This is a genomic window from Metabacillus sp. KJ11-3 (assembly GCF_055808295.1).
Window position 1 is genome coordinate 1,604,144 of sequence record NZ_CM147865.1, and the last position, 18,538, is coordinate 1,622,681.

Annotated in this window: 16 protein-coding genes and 2 pseudogenes; 15 read left to right on the plus strand and 3 right to left on the minus strand. The window is 37.4% G+C overall.

Annotated features, from left to right (window positions below):
- Nucleotides 1-8 precede the first annotated feature (8 nt).
- The 6 genes and pseudogenes from AC0L8O_RS08455 to AC0L8O_RS08480 all read left to right on the plus strand — a co-directional run bounded on the left by AC0L8O_RS08455 (nt 9) and on the right by AC0L8O_RS08480 (nt 6,181).
- A complete protein-coding gene (locus tag AC0L8O_RS08455) occupies nt 9-905 on the plus strand; it encodes a hydroxymethylglutaryl-CoA lyase (RefSeq protein ID WP_473447326.1) in 897 nt (298 codons plus the stop codon).
- A 3-nt stretch (nt 906-908) separates the two neighbouring features.
- Nucleotides 909-2,462, plus strand: a pseudogene (locus tag AC0L8O_RS08460) (acyl-CoA carboxylase subunit beta).
- 30 nt (nt 2,463-2,492) lie between these two features.
- Nucleotides 2,493-3,632 carry an acyl-CoA dehydrogenase gene (locus AC0L8O_RS08465; RefSeq protein WP_473447328.1) on the plus strand — a complete coding sequence of 380 codons (1,140 nt, stop codon included), beginning with the start codon at nt 2,493-2,495 and terminating at the stop codon, nt 3,630-3,632.
- Between the two features lie 29 nt (nt 3,633-3,661).
- Nucleotides 3,662-5,002 (plus strand): acetyl-CoA carboxylase biotin carboxylase subunit, encoded by a 1,341-nt coding sequence (locus AC0L8O_RS08470; RefSeq protein ID WP_473447330.1) that lies wholly within the window; start codon nt 3,662-3,664, stop codon nt 5,000-5,002.
- A 14-nt stretch (nt 5,003-5,016) separates the two neighbouring features.
- A complete protein-coding gene (locus AC0L8O_RS08475; RefSeq protein WP_473447332.1) occupies nt 5,017-5,799 on the plus strand; it encodes an enoyl-CoA hydratase in 783 nt (260 codons plus the stop codon).
- A gap of 202 nt (nt 5,800-6,001) precedes the next feature.
- Nucleotides 6,002-6,181, plus strand: a complete 180-nt coding sequence (locus tag AC0L8O_RS08480) for a hypothetical protein (RefSeq protein WP_034332259.1) — start codon at nt 6,002-6,004, stop codon at nt 6,179-6,181.
- 72 nt (nt 6,182-6,253) lie between these two features.
- Here the strand turns inward: AC0L8O_RS08480 and AC0L8O_RS08485 are convergent, their stop codons facing one another.
- Nucleotides 6,254-7,618 (minus strand): MATE family efflux transporter, encoded by a 1,365-nt coding sequence (locus AC0L8O_RS08485; protein WP_473447334.1) that lies wholly within the window; start codon nt 7,616-7,618, stop codon nt 6,254-6,256.
- Between the two features lie 190 nt (nt 7,619-7,808).
- On the opposite strand from AC0L8O_RS08485, the gene pepF reads away from it, so the two are divergent.
- The gene (gene pepF / locus AC0L8O_RS08490; RefSeq protein ID WP_473447336.1) at nt 7,809-9,605 is read left to right on the plus strand and encodes an oligoendopeptidase F; all 1,797 of its coding nucleotides are present in this window, start codon (nt 7,809-7,811) and stop codon (nt 9,603-9,605) included.
- Between the two features lie 44 nt (nt 9,606-9,649).
- On the opposite strand, the gene AC0L8O_RS08495 is transcribed toward pepF, so the two are convergent.
- Nucleotides 9,650-10,504 (minus strand): MurR/RpiR family transcriptional regulator, encoded by an 855-nt coding sequence (locus tag AC0L8O_RS08495; protein WP_473448772.1) that lies wholly within the window; start codon nt 10,502-10,504, stop codon nt 9,650-9,652.
- A 151-nt stretch (nt 10,505-10,655) separates the two neighbouring features.
- Here AC0L8O_RS08495 and gnd point away from each other — a divergent pair, with 151 nt between their 5' ends.
- The 3 genes from gnd to gntK all read left to right on the plus strand — a co-directional run bounded on the left by gnd (nt 10,656) and on the right by gntK (nt 14,602).
- On the plus strand, nt 10,656-11,552 hold the full coding sequence (gene gnd / locus AC0L8O_RS08500; RefSeq protein ID WP_473447338.1) for a phosphogluconate dehydrogenase (NAD(+)-dependent, decarboxylating): 897 nt from the start codon (nt 10,656-10,658) through the stop codon (nt 11,550-11,552).
- Nucleotides 11,553-11,657: 105 nt separating this feature from the next.
- The gene (locus AC0L8O_RS08505; RefSeq protein ID WP_473447340.1) at nt 11,658-13,001 is read left to right on the plus strand and encodes a GntP family permease; all 1,344 of its coding nucleotides are present in this window, start codon (nt 11,658-11,660) and stop codon (nt 12,999-13,001) included.
- Between the two features lie 56 nt (nt 13,002-13,057).
- A complete protein-coding gene (gene gntK, locus AC0L8O_RS08510) occupies nt 13,058-14,602 on the plus strand; it encodes a gluconokinase (protein ID WP_473448775.1) in 1,545 nt (514 codons plus the stop codon).
- Nucleotides 14,603-14,665: 63 nt separating this feature from the next.
- Here the strand turns inward: gntK and AC0L8O_RS08515 are convergent, their stop codons facing one another.
- Nucleotides 14,666-15,505: a DUF2935 domain-containing protein gene (locus AC0L8O_RS08515; RefSeq protein WP_473447342.1), complete on the minus strand. Its 840-nt coding sequence runs from the start codon at nt 15,503-15,505 to the stop codon at nt 14,666-14,668.
- A 212-nt stretch (nt 15,506-15,717) separates the two neighbouring features.
- Here AC0L8O_RS08515 and AC0L8O_RS08520 point away from each other — a divergent pair, with 212 nt between their 5' ends.
- From AC0L8O_RS08520 to fabZ, 5 genes and pseudogenes are all read left to right on the plus strand, one after another.
- A complete protein-coding gene (locus AC0L8O_RS08520; protein ID WP_034332275.1) occupies nt 15,718-16,188 on the plus strand; it encodes a hypothetical protein in 471 nt (156 codons plus the stop codon).
- Between the two features lie 95 nt (nt 16,189-16,283).
- The gene (locus AC0L8O_RS08525) at nt 16,284-17,120 is read left to right on the plus strand and encodes a sugar phosphate isomerase/epimerase family protein (protein WP_473447344.1); all 837 of its coding nucleotides are present in this window, start codon (nt 16,284-16,286) and stop codon (nt 17,118-17,120) included.
- 85 nt (nt 17,121-17,205) lie between these two features.
- Nucleotides 17,206-17,397, plus strand: coding sequence for a hypothetical protein (locus tag AC0L8O_RS08530; protein WP_026560073.1), 192 nt, complete (start codon nt 17,206-17,208; stop codon nt 17,395-17,397).
- A 148-nt stretch (nt 17,398-17,545) separates the two neighbouring features.
- Nucleotides 17,546-17,959, plus strand: coding sequence for a GNAT family N-acetyltransferase (locus AC0L8O_RS08535; protein ID WP_473447346.1), 414 nt, complete (start codon nt 17,546-17,548; stop codon nt 17,957-17,959).
- A gap of 110 nt (nt 17,960-18,069) precedes the next feature.
- A pseudogene (gene fabZ, locus AC0L8O_RS08540) lies at nt 18,070-18,494 on the plus strand (3-hydroxyacyl-ACP dehydratase FabZ).
- Nucleotides 18,495-18,538: the final 44 nt, after the last annotated feature.

Genomic DNA, 18,538 nt, shown 5'->3' on the forward strand with positions numbered 1-18,538 from the left:
GAAAAGCTTTGAAATGGCCGCAAACTGTAACAATTAAAGAGGTTGGGCCGCGTGATGGATTACAGAATGAAAAAACATTTATATCCACAAAAGATAAAGTAGAATGGATTAATCATTTGTCTCGTACAGGTTTATCGTATATTGAAGTTACCTCTTTTGTTCATCCGGAGTGGATACCAGCCTTAGCAGATTCAGAACAGGTTGCCAAAAATATAACGCGAGAAAAGGGTGTCACATATGCAGCACTGGTACCAAATCAAAAGGGACTGGAAAAGGCTTTAGAATCAAACATTGATGAAGTGTCTGTTTTTCTTTCTGTAAGTGAGACTCATAATAAGAAAAATATCAATAAGTCAATTCATGACACTCTGCCAATCTTGAAATCTGTCATTGATGATGCGAAATGTTCAGGAAAATCTGTTCGTGGGTATCTTTCAACTGTATTTGGTTGTCCATATGAGGGAAATATATCTTATTGGGATGTCCTGAAACTGTGTGATGAGTTATTTGATATGGGTGTCTATGAACTTTCATTAGGTGACACAATCGGTGTAGCAACACCAAAACAGGTAGATGACTTATTAACTCTATTACTTAAGAGTTTTTCTGCTGAGCAATTTGCCATGCATTTTCATAATACAAGAGGAACGGCACTTGCGAATGTAATCGCTTCCTTAGAAGCGGGGATTACTATTTTTGATAGTTCTCTAGGTGGACTTGGCGGTTGCCCGTATGCCCCAGGCGCATCGGGAAATGTCGCAACAGATGACCTTTTATATATGCTCCATAAGATGGATATTCATACAGGAGTTGACGTAAAGGAACTTCACAAAGCTGCCGCTTTTATCCAAGATAGAATAGGGAGACCTCTATCAAGTCATAGTTTACTAACTCAATTAAAATGAAAAATGGGGACATTAAAGGAGGGATGGTCATTGTCTACTGATGATACATTACATGAACGCATTCACCAAATAAAAAAAGGCGGACCAAGAAAGTATCATGAAAAAAACAAAGATAAGGGAAAACTATTTGTGCGGGAACGACTTCAATTATTGCTTGACGAAGGATTGGAGCTGGAAGATGGTCTACTGGCGAACTGTCAACAAGAAAACTTCCCTGCTGATGGCGTAGTGACAGGAATCGGAAAAATCAACGGGCAAACCGTTTGTGTCATGGCGAATGATTCTACAATCAAAGCAGGATCGTGGGGAGCTAAAACAGTCGAAAAAATCATACGAATTCAAGAAACAGCAGAAAAGCTGTTTGTTCCAATGCTATATCTTGTCGATTCCGCAGGTGCAAGAATTACAGATCAGGTTGACATGTTTCCCGGACGTCGCGGAGCTGGGAGAATTTTTTATAATCAAGTAAAGCTGTCAGGAAAAGTACCCCAAATATGTTTGTTATTCGGTCCTTCTGCAGCTGGCGGTGCCTATATTCCTGCTTTTTGTGACATTGTAATCATGGTTGATGGAAACTCTTCCATGTACTTGGGATCACCGCGAATGGCTGAAATGGTTATTGGTGAGAAAGTCTCCCTTGAAGAAATGGGGGAGCAAGGATGCATTGTTCTGTCTCAGGATGTGGAGATATTTTAGCAACATCTGAAGCTGAGGCAATCTCTTTCGCACAACAATACCTCTCATATTTTCCTGCAAGTTATCTAGATAAACCACCAATCATTGAAGCCGTTTCTCCTAAAATAGTTGATCAATCTATCGAACAGATCATTCCAAAAAATCAAAATGCACCTTTTAATATGTATGACCTCATTGAGAGAGTCGTAGATGAACATTCTTTTTTGAAATCAAATCATTATTTGCCCAAGAGCTTATTACCGGACTTAGTCGGATAAACGGCCAATCGATTGGGATTATCGCCAATCAGCCTCGAGTCAAAGGTGGAGTGCTTTTTCACGATTCAGCCGATAAAGCAGCGAAATTCATTTCTTTATGTGATGCATTCCATATTCCCTTGCTGTTTTTGGCAGACATTCCGGGCTTTATGATTGGGACAAAAGTCGAAAGGGCTGGGATTATCCGCCATGGAGCTAAGATGATCTCAAGCATGGCAGAAGCGACGGTACCCAAAATATCGATTATTGTCAGAAAGGCGTATGGCGCAGGCTTATATGCAATGGCGGGGCCAGCATTTGAGCCGGATTGTTGCTTGGCTTTACCGAGTGCCTCAATTGCTGTTATGGGTCCGGAAGCAGCTGTGAATGCAGTTTATGCAAATAAAATTGCAGAGCTTCCAGCTGAAGAGCGTCCTCTTTTTATTCAGCAAATGCGTGAAGAATATCGTGAAGATATTGATATATACCGGCTAGCATCTGAAATGATTATCGACGGGGTCATTCCCGCAAATTCTTTAAGAAATGAATTACAAGTCAGGTTCCAAGCGTATATGTCCAAGTACGTCATCTTTTCTGAAAAAAACACCCTGTTCACCCTGTATAAAAAACATCTGCAAAGAAAGGGTTTGAGAGGATGGATTTTCAATTAACAAAGGAACAAGACATGATTCGAAAAGTCATACGTGATTTTGCTGATGCTGAAGTTGCACCCGGTTCAAATGAAAGAGATAAAACGGGTGCATTTCCAGCAGAAGTATTTGCAAAATTAGCTGAACTTGGTATGCTGGGGCTGCCTTTTCCGGAGAAGTACGGAGGAGCTGATGCAGATACAACTTGTTTTGCGATTGTTGTTGAAGAGTTGAGCAGGGTTTGTGGTTCTACAGGCATTACGTATTCTGCACATATTTCGTTAGGAGCAGCACCAATTTACTTATTTGGGACGGAAAAGCAAAAAGAAATGTTTCTCACACCTTTATGTAAAGGGGAGTATTTAGGGGCTTTTGGATTAACCGAACCAAATGCGGGGTCTGATGCAGGTGGGACCCAAACGAAAGCTATATTAAAAGATGATCAATGGGTGTTAACCGGATCCAAATGTTTTATTACGAACGGAAGCTTTGCTAAACATTTAGCTGTTACAGCTGTGACAGAACAATCCAAAGGGACAAATGGCATAAGCGCCTTTTTAGTGCCTACCGATGCAAATGGATTTACCGTTAAGGCAAATTACGAAAAGATGGGCTTGCATGCATCAAATACAACGGAACTTATTTTAGATGAAGTGACGATTCCAAAGGAGAATCTTCTTGGTGAAGAAGGAAAGGGTTATAAGCAATTTTTAGCTACACTTGATGGCGGAAGAATTGGAATTGCAGCGATGGCCGTCGGTATTGCGCAAGGTGCTTATGATAAGTCACTACAATATGCAAAAGAGCGGAAGCAATTTGGAAAAAGTTTATCAACATTTCAAGCGATTCAATTTAAGCTAGCCGATATGGCGATGAATATTGAAGTAGCAAGAAATATGGTGTACAAAGCTGCCTGGCTGAAAGACCAAGGAAAGGGATTTAAAAAGGAAGCTGCCATGGCCAAATTATTTGCTTCTGAAATGTGTATGAGAGTTTGTGACCAGGCCATTCAAATTCATGGCGGATATGGATATATGAAGGAATATCAAGTAGAAAGATATTTCCGAGATGCCAAATTATTAGAAATCGGGGAAGGGACTTCAGAAGTACAAAGAATGGTCATTGCCCGCCAAATAGGTTGTTAGCAAAGTGATAGTGAAAGTGAGCTGATGGTATGTTCAAAAAAATTCTTGTCGCCAACCGAGGAGAAATTGCCGTAAGAGTCATCAGGACATGTAAAAAGCTGGACATTAAGACGGTTGCGATTTTTTCAGAAGCCGATCAAGATGCACCACATGTTAAACTGGCAGATGAAGCGTATCTTGTTGGAGGTCCCCGTGTAACAGACAGTTATTTAAAAATTGATAAAATAATAGAAATTGCAAAACACTCAAAAGTGGAAGCCATCCATCCCGGGTATGGCTTCCTATCTGAAAATCCTCATTTTGCTAGTAGGTGTCAAGAGGAGGGGCTTGTGTTTATAGGCCCATCACCTGAAGTCATTTCCTCGATGGGAAGTAAAATTAAAGCCCGACTTACGATGAAACGTGCCGGAGTTCCGATTGTACCGGGTATCCAAACTTCTATCAACAATACAGATGAGGCTGTAGCCATTGCAATAAAACTTGGGTACCCGATTATGTTAAAAGCTTCAGCAGGTGGTGGGGGAATTGGGATGCAGGTTGTAAGATCTGATCAGGACATGATAAGAGCATTTGAGGGAAATCAAAAGCGGGCAAAATCTTTTTTTGGAAATGAAGAGATGTATCTTGAAAAATATATTGAAAGGCCCAGACATATTGAGATTCAGATTTTGGCTGATTCATATGGTCATATAGTGTACTTAGGAGAAAGGGAATGTTCCGTACAACGAAGACATCAAAAAATAGTCGAAGAAGCACCATCACCATTTCTTGATGATCGTCTCCGAAGAAAAATGGGGGAAGCATCCATTCAAGCTGCAAAGGCGATTGGATATACAAATGCCGGGACAATTGAGTATTTAGTTGATGAGAACGAAACATTCTATTTTTTAGAAATGAACACAAGATTACAAGTGGAGCACCCAGTGACAGAGGAGACGACAGGAATTGATTTAGTGGAACAGCAGCTGAGAATTGGAGCAGGAGAACCATTACCATTTGATCAAAGTGATATAAAGAGTATCGGTCATGCAATAGAATTAAGGATTTATGCGGAAGATCCAATCACATTTTTTCCTTCACCAGGAAAGATTTCAAAGCTTAGTCTTCCTGAAGGGGAAGAGGTTAGACATGAGCTTGGGGTTCATAAAGAGTCAATTGTATCACCATATTATGACCCTATGATTGCCAAGCTTATAGTTAAGGGAAAGAGTAGAGAAGAGGCGCTTACCAAGCTTGAAATTGCCCTTTCCAACTATATAGTAGAAGGAATCAAAACAAATATCCCGTTATTAAGGAAAATAATAACACATACTGCCTTTCGTAAAGGTGAGACAACGACAGATTTTATTGATAGACATATAAAAAAGTAGGAGGATTTTATAAAATGGTTCATGCTGCGTCATTCGAAAAAATTGATGAATTTATCACCAAAATAACACTAAAACGGCCGAATGCAGCTAACTCCTTATCTATACAAATGGTAAGTGAACTTGATCACATAGTATCTGAAATAAAGAACGACCCAACTGTACGATGTGTGATTATAACTGGACATGGGACAAAAGCATTTTGTGCCGGAGCTGATTTGAAGGAGCGGGCCACAATGAATGAAAAAGAGGTGAGGCAAACCCTGGATGGAATTCGTCAGATGATAGAATGTATTGCATCATTGCCTCAACCGGTCATAGCAGCCATTAATGGTGCAGCACTTGGAGGCGGAACAGAGCTTGCTTTAGCTTGTGACTTAAGAATTGCGTCAGAACACGCATATCTTGGGCTAACAGAAACATCTCTTGGAATTATTCCCGGAGCTGGAGGGACCCAGCGATTACCACGGTTGGTCGGAAAGGGAAGAGCTAAAGAACTAATTTATACGGCGAGAAAAGTAACAGCTCAAGAAGCACTAAAAATTGGTTTAGTTGAGTATGTCTCAAAGGCAGAAGAACTCGAAAAGAAAGCCGTTCATTTAGCAGGGAAAATTGTAAAAAATGCTCCAATTGCCGTAACACAAGCAAAATTCGCCATCGACAAAGGTAGTGAAGTTGATTTATTAACTGGACTGGCACTTGAACGAAAAGCTTATGAAATAACCATTCCAACAAAAGACAGGCAAGAGGGACTAAAAGCTTTTAAAGAAAAGCGAACTCCCTCTTATAAGGGAGAATAAAACGTAACAGGATTTGTAGATATACTGTAATATGTGTCATAAAAAGGATATCTTTTTGTATTCTTACACTATCATAAGCCCTCAATGATTGAAATATATTATAATTGAGAGCAAATCTTACAAACTAATAGTTGAAGCATATCCTTGCAGCTGTATATTTATATCTTATCAAGCTCCAATATTGAAACAGGAGGGCAATCATATGAAGTGTAAAAGCTGTGATGGTAGTAAACATTTCAATTGCAAAGACTGTTCCGGAGAGGGGTTTAGGCTTGTAGGTAACCAACCGTGTATTACATGTGACGGTCAAGGGGTTATCGCATGTGCAACTTGTGAAGGACAGGGAAAAGTTGGTTTTTTTAAATGGCTAAAATCTAGTTAACTAGTAGCTCGTTAATAAACAAAAAGGTGAATGGAAATGGTTTAACCCACATTTCCCATTCACCTTTTTCTATTAGGAGCTAATACTGTGCTTTACTTCATCAGAAACAACTTTTATCTTTATTGTTGACCAGTTTGTGCGATAAAAACGAATCATCACCGTAATTCCAAATAAAGCTAAATATGAATACAACGAAATCCAAGCACCTACACTTAATAATTGAAGGGTGAAGGTAAGGATATAGCTTAAAGGGATAAAAAATACCCACCCTAACACTAGTGATGTTTTTAATAAGAATGATGTATCACCGATTCCTCTTAAACCTCCAGCATAGAAGTTTAGCAGTCCGTCGAACAATTGAAGAAAGGCGGAAATCATGATGAGCTTTCCGGCAAGTTCATACACCATTGGATCTCCCGAATAAACTCTTGCGATTGGCTCAGAAAGGAAAAACTGTATTACACCAAGTATCAGAAGAAAAATACAACCTAAAATAGCGGTGTTTGTACCTGCTTTTCTACCGGCTGTTGGATCACCTCTTCCGATTTCTTGACCGACTAAAATGGTGGCGGTAGATCCAAAAGCAAAGGCCGGCATAAATCCGAGACTCATGACACTAAGAGCTACTTCATTTGCTGCAAGAGCATGAGTTCCTAATCTGGTGACAAATGCTGTAAAGACAAACATAGCCATACTCATCGAAAACTCCTGAAAACCCAGCTTTGAGCTTTCTTTAAAAATCAATTTAGACTCCAACCGGTTAAAAGGAACAATCGTTCGTGTTCCGAATTTTGCATGCAACTTAACAAAATAAAAATACGCACAAATAACAAATGTCACAACTTCCCCGGTTAAAAAGGCAATACCAGCACCTGTCAACCCTAAATCCGGCATACCAAGATGGCCGTATGTTAATCCATATGTAAGAAAGATCATAATGAGATTACCAATAACTGCACTAACCATCGGGGTTTTCGTATCACCAATACCACGTAAAAAACCATGAAAAACAAAGACAAAAACAGAAAAAATCATGGCGAAAAAGCGGATTTGCAAATAACTTTCTCCTTCAGTAATCATGTCAGCAGAACTTCCCATCACCCGAAATATGTCAGCTGGAAACAAAAATCCTACTAAAAGGAGAAACACACTGGCTATAATACATAAATAAAATGCGATATAAGTTCGTTCTACACCTTTTTTCATCTGATTGGAACCATAGTTTTGTGCAACCAAATAATTGACGGTGTGACCTATACCTGAGAAAATCGCCCAAGCATTATACATAATAATGTTGGAAACCCCGACAATGGCAATAGCAAGAGCACCTAATTGCCCAACCATAATAAGGTTGATTGTTCCCGTCAGCGTCATAGAAGCAAACGACGCGATCGAAGGTATAGCTAACAGCAGAATCTTTTTCCAATCTTTCATCATACACATATCCCTGCTTTCAGAAGGTATCTCCTTTATTTTAATGACGAAAGAGAAGAATGTCTATCAATTTATGAAAGCGATTTCCTGGGTATTGCTTTTTAAAAAAACAAGTCTTTTTAAGAAGGCTTAATGGAAATTTTATCGAATATAGTGTAAAGATAGAGTACACGTAAGGAAAGGGGAGAGTGACATGACAACTACATATAAATCAAGAAAAGAAGTCCCAGATCATGAAAAGTGGGATTTGTCAGATCTTTATTCAAACATACAAGATTGGGAAAGAGATTTAGAAACAGTGGCCATAAAAGCTGAAGAATTAAAAAACTTTGATGGCAACATTCATGATGGTGCCTCTTTATATTCCTTTTTAAAACAAAAGGAAGAATTGTCATTTACGTTTAATAAATTGTATGCTTATGCAATGTTAAAAGTAGATGAAGATACAAGACAGACAAGTTCACAATCATTATTAGATCAAGCAAAACAACTAAGTGTTAAGGTTGGGGCCGCTACCTCGTTTTTTATGCCGTTTCTTTTAAGTTTGAAAGAAGACATGTTAAAAGAGTACATCACAACAGAGGAGAAACTTCATTACTTTGAAGAAGATTTATGGGAAGCTTTCCGCTATAAAAAACATGTATTAAGTAAAGAGCAAGAAGAAATTGTCTCTAAACTGGGGGAGGCACTTTCTGCTCCAAGTAACACATTTGGTATGTTGAATAATGCAGATATTAAGTTTGGTGATATTACAAATGATGATGGAGAATCGGTAGAACTAACAAGAGGAATGTATGCAAAATTAATTGAAGATGAAGATCGAAACAAGCGAAAAGAAGCATATAAAGCATATTACCAGCCATATGTTCAGTTGAAAAACTCTATAGCTTCCACACTTTCAGCTGCGATCAAGAACAATGTGACAATGTCAAAGCTTCGTCATTATCCTTCTGCCTTGGAAAAAGCGTTATTTGGAGATAATGTGCCGAAAGAAGTCTATGTCAACCTAATAAAGTCAACGAAGGAAAACCTATCATCCCTGCATCAATATTCAAAAGTTCGTAAACAAATATTGAAGCTGGATGAATTAAGGCAATATGATATGAGTGTTCCACTGGTAAGTGGTGTCAAGCAAACCATTACATATGATGAAGCTTATGAAATCATGTGTAAGGCGCTGTCGCCTTTAGGAGAAGATTATCTCAACACCTTAAAGGAATTTAAGCAATCACGTTATCTCGATGTAAGAGAAACACCTGGTAAACGTTCAGGAGCATATAATTTAGGTGTTTACGGAGTTCATCCATTCATTCTTTTGAATCATCAGGATGATCTTGATAGCTTGTTTACATTGGCACACGAATGCGGACATGGTGTACATAGTAAATTAAGCTCTTTGCATCAGCCGCAAATTACAGCAAGATATAGTATTTTTGTCGCTGAAGTAGCATCAACAGTAAATGAAGTCCTGCTAATCAATTACTTATTAAACACTGAAACAGACGTAGAAATTCGCAAACATTTGGTCAATCATTTTATTGATCAATTTAAAGGGACATTTTTTACACAAGTTATGTTTGCAGAGTTTGAAATGAAAACACATGAATTAGCTGAACAAGGCCGTCCGTTAAATGTTGATATATTCAATGAAACATATGAATCGTTGTTTAGAGAGTATTATGGTGATGAAGTTGTATTCGATGAAGAGGTAAAATACGGATGGTCAAGAATTCCTCATTTCTATCGTCCGTTTTATGTGTATAAGTATGCAACAGGTTTTGCATCTGCGATTCATATTGCCACAAAAATACTTGAAGGTGATCAAGAAACACTAACATCTTATTTAGAGTTCCTGAAAAGCGGAAGTTCTGATTATCCTTTAGAATTGTTAAAGAAAACGGGTGTAGACTTAAGATCATCAGAGCCTATTGAAAATTCACTTAGAAAGTTTACAGAATTGGTAGATGAGCTTTCCCAATTATTACATTAAACAAAAAAGCAGAGGCGAGGTTTAGATTCGTCTCTGCTTTTTGTTTAAATTCTTTTAACCAGGATCGCCTCGCGCATTTTCTTTAACGCTTCTGTTCCTTCCTTGCCACGCTTCATCAAGATATTTACATATAACACATCAATTAATGTTAACTGTGCGATTCGTGATGATAATGCCTCAGAACGATACTCTGTTTCATCTGATACGGTATAAAGGGGGATATCAACTGCTGCACTTAATGGTGATTTTGCATAGTTTGTAATGGCAATCATCTTCGCTCCGGTTGATTTGACGATATTCAAAATATGAAGAATATCTTTTGATGAGCCAGAATGGGAGATAAATACCGCACAATCTTTTTCTGTCATTTGTGATGCTGCCATAAGCTGGAAATGTGTATCGATAACAGCGTGTACTTTTAATCCAGTTCGAACTAACTTATGATAGGCATCGAGTGCAATAATGCTTGAACCACCGCTTCCAAAGAATTCAATCGTATTTGCTCCGATCATACTGTCAACAGCTAATTGAATCTGTTCTTCATTTAAAATCGAGAGTGTATCTTCAAGCGTTTTCATATTAGAACGAACGACTTTTGTGGCGATGGTATCAACAGTATCACCTTCAGTGACTTTTTCATGAATATCTTGTAGCGGGGAAACAACCTCTGAAGCGAGCGCGATTTTCATCGCTTGATATCCTTTATAACCTACTCGTTTGCAAAAACGGAAAACAGTTGAATCAGCTACCTCTAAATCCTCAGCTAATTGATTAATGGAAGAATGTATAATCTTATTTGGATTTTTTAAAATAAAATCAGCAATTTTTCTTTCTGTCACACTAAACTTTGGATAAAGCTTTCGAATGGTGACTAGACATGGTTCTTGAGACTTTTTCATCATGGTTCACTCCTGATAGGGCTTTCTTTTATTATACTAAATTTCTAGAAAAGAAAAAATATTTTTCTGATTACGCTTGCAAAAAGAAATTTTTTTCTTATAATGAAGATATCAAGAAAATTAATTCCGTAACAGTTAGGATGATTTAAACATGCAAATAGGAATGATAGGTCTAGGAAAGATGGGATATCAGCTATCTCTTAATTTAGTAGATAAAGAGTACGATGTTGTAGCCTTTGATGCAAATCATGAATCTATGAAAAAAATTTCTTCCATGGGAGTTCAAACAGCTGACAGTATTAAACAACTTGTTAGTAATCTTTCAAAGCCAAGGACCGTTTGGATGATGGTACCTGCAGGTGATGCAACTCAATCTGTTTTTGAACAACTGCTTCCATTTTTAGAAGAGGGAGATCGGATTATAGATGGAGGAAATGCTCATTATAAAGATTCACTTAAGCGTAATGAGAAATGTGAAGAAATGGGAATTTATTTCTTTGATTGTGGTACAAGTGGTGGAGTAGACGGTGCTCGTAATGGTGCTTGTACAATGATCGGTGGAAATGAAGAGGTTTTTAAAGAGATAGAACCGATTTTTCAAGATATCACAGTTGAAAACGGTTACCTTTATTCTGGAAAAGCCGGAAGCGGACATTTTCTAAAAATGGTTCATAACGGGATTGAGTACGGGATGATGCAAGCGATTGCGGAAGGATTTGATCTTCTGGAAAAAAGTCCGTTTGACTATGATTATGAAAAGGTAGCAAGAGTATGGAACAACGGGTCTGTCATTCGATCTTGGTTAATGGAATTAACTGAAAATGCTTTTTCCAAAGATGAAAAGCTTGAAGGCATTAAAGGAATTATGCATTCATCAGGTGAGGGGAAATGGACTGTTGAAACAGCGTTGGATCTTCAAACAGCTGCACCGGTAATAACTCTTGCGTTAATGATGCGTTATCGTTCTCTTGAGGATGACACATTTACCGGAAAAGTTGTGGCAGCATTACGAAATGAATTTGGCGGTCACGCTGTTGAGAAAAAATGATCTTTTTCCATAAATAAGAAAGAATAAGAAGACAGAGTTTTAAATGGCTATCTTCTTCTTATTTTTAAAATGATTTGTTACATCATAGAGAGGTAGTGAAATAATATGTCAGATCAAATGTTAATTTTAGTGGCATTAGCCGGAATTTTTCTTCTATTATTTTTAGTTATACGTACAAAATTACATGCATTCGTTTCATTATTATTAGTCAGTTTAATCGTAGGTATTTTAGCGGGAATGCCTTTAAATGATGTCGTTACATCCATGCAAAATGGAATGGGTGGAACACTTGGATTTGTAGCTGTCGTAGTTGGTTTAGGTGCTATGTTTGGTCAAATGCTTGAAGTATCTGGCGGTGCGGAACGTTTAGCTCAAACACTTGTGAAAAAATTTGGTGAAGATAAATCACAATGGGCATTAGGTATTACAGGATTTTTAGTAGCAATTCCGGTTTTCTTTGATGTAGGTTTTATTATTTTAGTTCCAATTGTATACGGTTTAGCAAAGAAAACAGGAAAATCTCTTTTATATTATGGAATTCCATTGCTTGCTGGTTTGGCTGTTACACACAGTTTTATCCCACCGACTCCAGGGCCAATCGCGGTAGCAGATTTAATTGGAGCAGATCTTGGTTGGGTTATTTTATTCGGTACAATTGCAGGTATCCCGGCAATGATTATCTCAGGACCACTTTTTGCAAAATATATCTCAAAGAAACTTCATGTTATTGTACCGGATTATATGAATCTTGAAGAAATAGAGTATGATAAAGAATTACCAAGCTTTAAATTAATTGCTTCATTAATTATGATACCGTTAGTACTGATTTTACTGAATACGGTTTCAGGTGTATTATTAGAAGAAGGTAATACCATTCGTCAAATTTTAACATTCTTAGGTCACCCATTTGTGGCATTAACGATTGCAACAATCTTAACATTTGTTTTCTTAGGTACTAAAAGAGGATATTCTCGTCAAGAAGTACAAGATATCGCAACAAAAGCTTTGGAACCTGCAGGGATAATTATTTTAGTTACAGGTGCCGGCGGTGTGTTTAAGCAGGTCTTAATTGACTCAGGTGTTGGTGAAGTACTTGGTGAAATGATGGCTGGTTCTCCTTTACCACCAATTTTGTTAGCGTTTTTAATTGCGGCGGCTGTCCGTGTTGCACAAGGTTCAGCAACGGTTTCCATGGTAACAGCAGCAGGGTTAATGGCACCACTTATTGAAATGCTAAATCTTGAAGGTCCGGTTTTAGGTTTACTCGTTATTTCAATCGCTTCAGGAGCAACTGTTTTATCTCATGTAAATGATTCAGGCTTCTGGTTAGTAGGGCGATATTTTGGTTTAAGTGTAAAAGACACATTAAAATCTTGGACTGTGATGGAAACACTCATCGGTTTAGTAGGTGTCACAGTGGCATTAATTTTAGGAGTCTTTATTGGATAATTAGTTGAGAAGGGGACGACCTGTAATGGTTTTCCCTTTTCTCACATTTAGGAGGAATATTGATGAGCAAGTACATGATGGGTGTTGACATAGGAACAACGAGCACAAAAGCCGTTATTTTTAATAAAGAAGGGAAAGCAATCAGCCGCTTTGGTGTAGAGTACCCACTTCATACACCAACTCCTGTAACGGCAGTACAGGATCCGGAGGAAATTTTCCAAGCTGTTTTAACGGTTATGAAGAATAGTTTACTAGAAGCCAACATTACAGGTCGTGATGTCCAATTTGTATCCTTTAGTTCAGCTATGCATAGTTTAATTGTCATGGACCAAGAAGGAATGCCGCTAACTCCTTCTATTACATGGGCTGATAACAGAAGTGCCGAGTACGCGGATAAATTAAAAAATGAATACAATGGTCATGACATCTATTTACGTACAGGTACTCCCATTCATCCAATGTCACCATTGGTTAAGTTATTATGGTTGAAAAATGAACATCCGGAACTCCTTCAGCCTATGAACAAATTTATTTCAATTAAAGAATATGTGTTTTATCGATTATTCGGTAAATATGTGATTAATTATTCAATTGCATCAGCAACAGGGATGTTCCATTTAGAAAACTTAGATTGGGATGAAGAGGCACTTGAGATTGCCGGTGTGAGTAAAGATCAATTATCAAAGCCTGTCAGCACAACTGAGAGTCTAAAAGGCATGTCAATCGAATTTGCAAAATTAACCGGGCTCCCTGAAGATATCCCTTTCATCGTTGGAGCAAGTGATGGTGTACTTTCCAACCTTGGGGTGAATGCTATTGAGCCTGGGGTAGTGGCTGTGACGATAGGGACAAGTGGTGCGATTCGGGCTGTCACAGACCGTCCGGTGACAGATCCAAAGGGCCGTATTTTTTGTTATGCCTTAACCGAAAAGCATTGGGTGATCGGTGGGCCTGTTAATAATGGAGGAATGATTTTCCGCTGGGTACGTGATGAATTAGCAAATGCCGAGGTGGAAACGGCTAAACGTTTAGGAATCGATCCATATGAAGTGTTAACAAAAATAGCTTCGACAGTTCCACCAGGATCGAATGGACTATTATTTCATCCATATTTGGCAGGTGAAAGGGCTCCTTTATGGAATGCAAATGCAAGAGGCTCGTTCTTCGGCTTAGGAATGCACCATAAAAAAGAACATATGATTCGTGCAGTGTTGGAAGGAGTTATGCTGAATCTATATAGTGTGCTGCTGGCACTTGAAGAACTGATTGGAACGCCAACACGCGTACAAGCAACGGGGGGATTTGCAAGATCGGAGCTTTGGAGACAAATGCTTGCAGATGTATTTGATCAAGAAGTAACCATTCCTGAAAGCTTCGAAAGCTCATGTTTAGGGGCAATTGTTCTTGGCATGTACGGTTTAGGGGAAATCGACTCATTAAGTGAAGTTGAAAAAATGGTCGGCTCCATCCATTCTCATCAACCCAAAAAAGAAGCAACAGCTGCCTACCGAGAGCTTATGCCAATATTTATTCGTCTTCCAAGACTATTAGAAAATGAATACAATGCGATTAGTGCGTTTCAACAGAAATTTCCTAATTAACTTAACGAGCCATAACATGAAAACGTCGAGTCAATGGCTACTCGACGTTTTTTAGTGATTTCTTTAATAAGATTCGTTCGAATATGATGGTCTTTTTAGGGAACACTTACTTGCTTCTTCATGTAAACCTGGAGCGTAATAGCTTAACTTTTTAATAAAATAGCATGTTTCGGGAAAATGATGTTCAAGGAAACGGAGTGTCGATTTATTAAGCAACTTATTTTCTTTATACTTAATTATCATACTATTAATAAACTTGCTCATTTCAATTGTTGTTTTTCCTACATCATTGGCAAATTCTTTTTGTCTCGCAAAATTAGGTTTTTTAAATCGTAAATAACCTTTCAAATGTCGATTTTGAATAATAAATGCCTGATAACGACTTTTATAGACTTCTGCTTGCCTAGTTACCATCAATTCTATTGGATCAAGTATGTTTTCGAAAAGAACGACATGTCCTAATTGATCCTCAAGCCATAAGTCCATTAAATCTACTAAGGGTAGAGGTACAGGGTTTTTCCCTTGTGCTAGAAACGTTAAGATTCGCAGGTACTCCTGATTTTCACCAAGTGTTCCATTTAAATATGTAGGAGAGAGATTTAAGTTTACTTTATTATCAATACGAAGTGATTGCAGTTTCCCTTCAAATTCATAATAGCCTTTAGAAACAGGCCAAGCTCTTTTAGCAAAGTGAATCATCGCTTCCTCATAATATTGAGCTGTTCTTGGAATCGAATGTAACAAGGATAAGAGTTCACCAAATAAATGGATATATTGCTGTGATGTATTTACATATTCAGCCTCACTTACAGAAAGATGATCCCTCACAAAATAAGCATGATCTTGCAAAACCTCCAACCAAAATAAATGTTCATCCCAAACGGGTATCATATTGGATGTCATCTTACCCCACCTTTATTATTTAGCCTTTTTATGAATCTTTACATGTATAAATCAATGGTTGTGTTAGCAGTCATTGTTTCTATATTTATGATGAAGGAGGGACAGAAATGAATACTTGATATAATTGGTTAATTTATACTGAAGAGCCACATAATATGATCCAAAATTGGAAAGATAAATGTAAGAGAAAAATAAAAAGGATGTCTGGAAAAATGAGGAACGTAAAGCTCTTTATGATGTTAATAACTCTCCTGCCTTGGGTATCAGTTCCGCTCTTACCTGCAAAAGTATTTAAAAGATTCCTTCCTGCTGTACTTTTTATAAGTTTTTATGTTACGGCAGAAGGCTATTTAGCTGAAAAGAAAAGATGGTGGTGGTTCCCATTTTCCGTAAAACCGAACGTAATGGGTGAGCTTCCATTAATTTTTGGACCATTTTTCGTTGGATCACTTTGGATCCTCAAATATACCTTTGGTAAGTTTAAGCTATACATATTAATTAACCTTGTAGTTGACGCCTTTTTTACCTATTTTACAATAGATTGGTTAAAGAAAATTGGGTATGTAACTCTTGTTCGATTAACAAAATTTCAGCTTTCCCTCTTATTTTTAGTAAAATCATTCGCCATGTACGGATTCCAAGTTGTTTATGAAAAATATATTTATCAAGATCCTGCAAAATAATGAAAAACTCCTCTAAACGGATTGTCTAAACAGCAGGAAGACAGCACTCTCACGGTGAATTTATAAGTGAGAAACCATTAGGAGGAGTTTAAACTATGCCACATTTGTCACTAACAACCTGGAGTCTTCATCGCGAACTGGGACCATTAAGATGGACGTATTGGGATGAAAATGAAGGAACCCAAAAAACAAAAATTGAACAACAACCGGAAAATACAACATTACTTGAATTACCCTCGATTTTGGCTAATCAACAATTTAAGTCACTAGAAGTATGTCATTTTCATTTTCCATCTTTGGAAAATGACTATTTGTTACAGCTAAAACATTCATTTGAAAAAGCAGAGTTGAATTTTCAATGTTTACTAGTCGATTATGGGGATATTAGTTCGCCTGACGACAATAGACGAATAGCTGATATCGAATATATAAAAAAGTGGATTGATATTGCTTCAATCGTTGGTGCTAAAAGTATTCGTGTTGTTGCTGGAGAAACGTCTCCTACAGATATAGAAGCATTAAATCGTTCGAAGGAAAGCTTAAAAGAATTGGCCGAATACGCTATACCAAAAAAAGTCCGTGTTGTGACCGAAAATTTTAAACCGCTTTCTTCAACGAAGGAAAACTGTATTGAATTAATAACGAATAATGAAATAGGACTCACAGTCGATTTTGGAAATTTTAATAGAGATGTTAAATACGACTCCATTAAACATTTAATGCCATATGCGGAATCGGTACATGCAAAGGCAAATTATGACCAAAACGGCATCATTGATGAAGAAGAGTTTCGCCAATCGTTAGATATTATAGCGGCACAAGCTTATAATGGTCCGATTACGTTAGTTTATGATGGTCCTGGAAGCCTTTGGGACGGTATTCAACAAGTGAAAAAGATTGCTAGTGATTATTGTGAAAAAGAAATGGCTTAATACGAAGAAAAGCGGCGACTGCCTATACCCTTTTCTCCCATTTGAATAAAATGTAACGATTTAAGGAGAATGGGGGAGAAGGATTATGTCAAAGCCTAAAAAAGAACAAGTCATTAAAGTTGACAATTTAGTTATTCATGCAAAAGAAGTGAAAATTATTACAGAAAAAAAGCATGATCACGATGAGGACCATCATCATGAAAGAAGAAGAGATCCATGGGGACTACTTTGGGGAAGAAGACCAAATGAAGACCGTGAAGACGAAAGAGACAACTAATAATGGAGCAAATTAGACGGGGAAACTCGTCTTTTTTTAATTCCATTTAAAAAAATGTAAAAAATATAATTGAATTTTTATTCAACTTACTGTATAAATATATGTATAGATACATAGAAATTCATGATTTATATAGAAGGTGATAAGAATGAACTTTACGTATTCAAATATACTTCCTTCTTTTGAACAATTTGTTCAGCTACATGAAGCGAGTGGATTAATAAAAAATAAAAAAGGAACCTATACACGTGAACAATTGTACCAAGCTGCAGAGAACAGCTGGTTTCATATATCGATTTATGATCAAGACCAATTAATTGCATTTGGAAGAATGATTTCAGATGGTGTGTATCAGGCACTCATCTGCGATGTAATGGTAGATCCAACCTATCAAAATCAAGGGCTTGGCAAACAAATTATTGATCTGCTTCTTAAAAAATGCAAAGAGTCAGGTATCCAATCGATTCAACTTTTCTCGGCAAAGGGCAAACAACATTTTTATAAAAAATTAGGTTTTGAGGAAAGAGAACAAGATGCACCGGGAATGTCTCTTATTTTATAGAAAGCTCAGTGATGACATAAACACTGAGCTTTTATTTTTAATCAAAATTAGTACCAAGTAATAGTAACTAGTGGTAAAATGGAAAAAGATACTAATTAAGGAGCGAGTCTATGGTAAATATAGATGAAATAAAAGAAATTATTATGCACCGATATCCATTTTTACTTGTTGATAATTTGATTGACTTACAAGTAGGTAAACGAGCAGTAGGGATAAAAAACGTCCCTTCAAATGAGAATTTTTTTCTGGGCATTTTCCAGATGTTCCTGTTATGCCAGGTGTTCTAATTGTTGAAGCATTAGCACAAGTTGGTGCGATTGCTATGCTAACAAAAGAAGGGAATAAGGGAAGGTTAGGTCTTTTGGCTGGCGTTAATCAATGTCGATTTAAAAATCAAGTAAAAGCCGGAGATCAATTGATACTTGAGGTAGAAATTACCCGAGTGAAAGGATCCATTGGGAAGGGAAAAGGAGTAGCATCTGTTAACGGATACGTTGTATGTGAAACAGAGATCACTTTTGCCTTAGGAAGTTAGATTTTATACTATAGGGAGAAATAGAATGGAAATCTCATTGATTA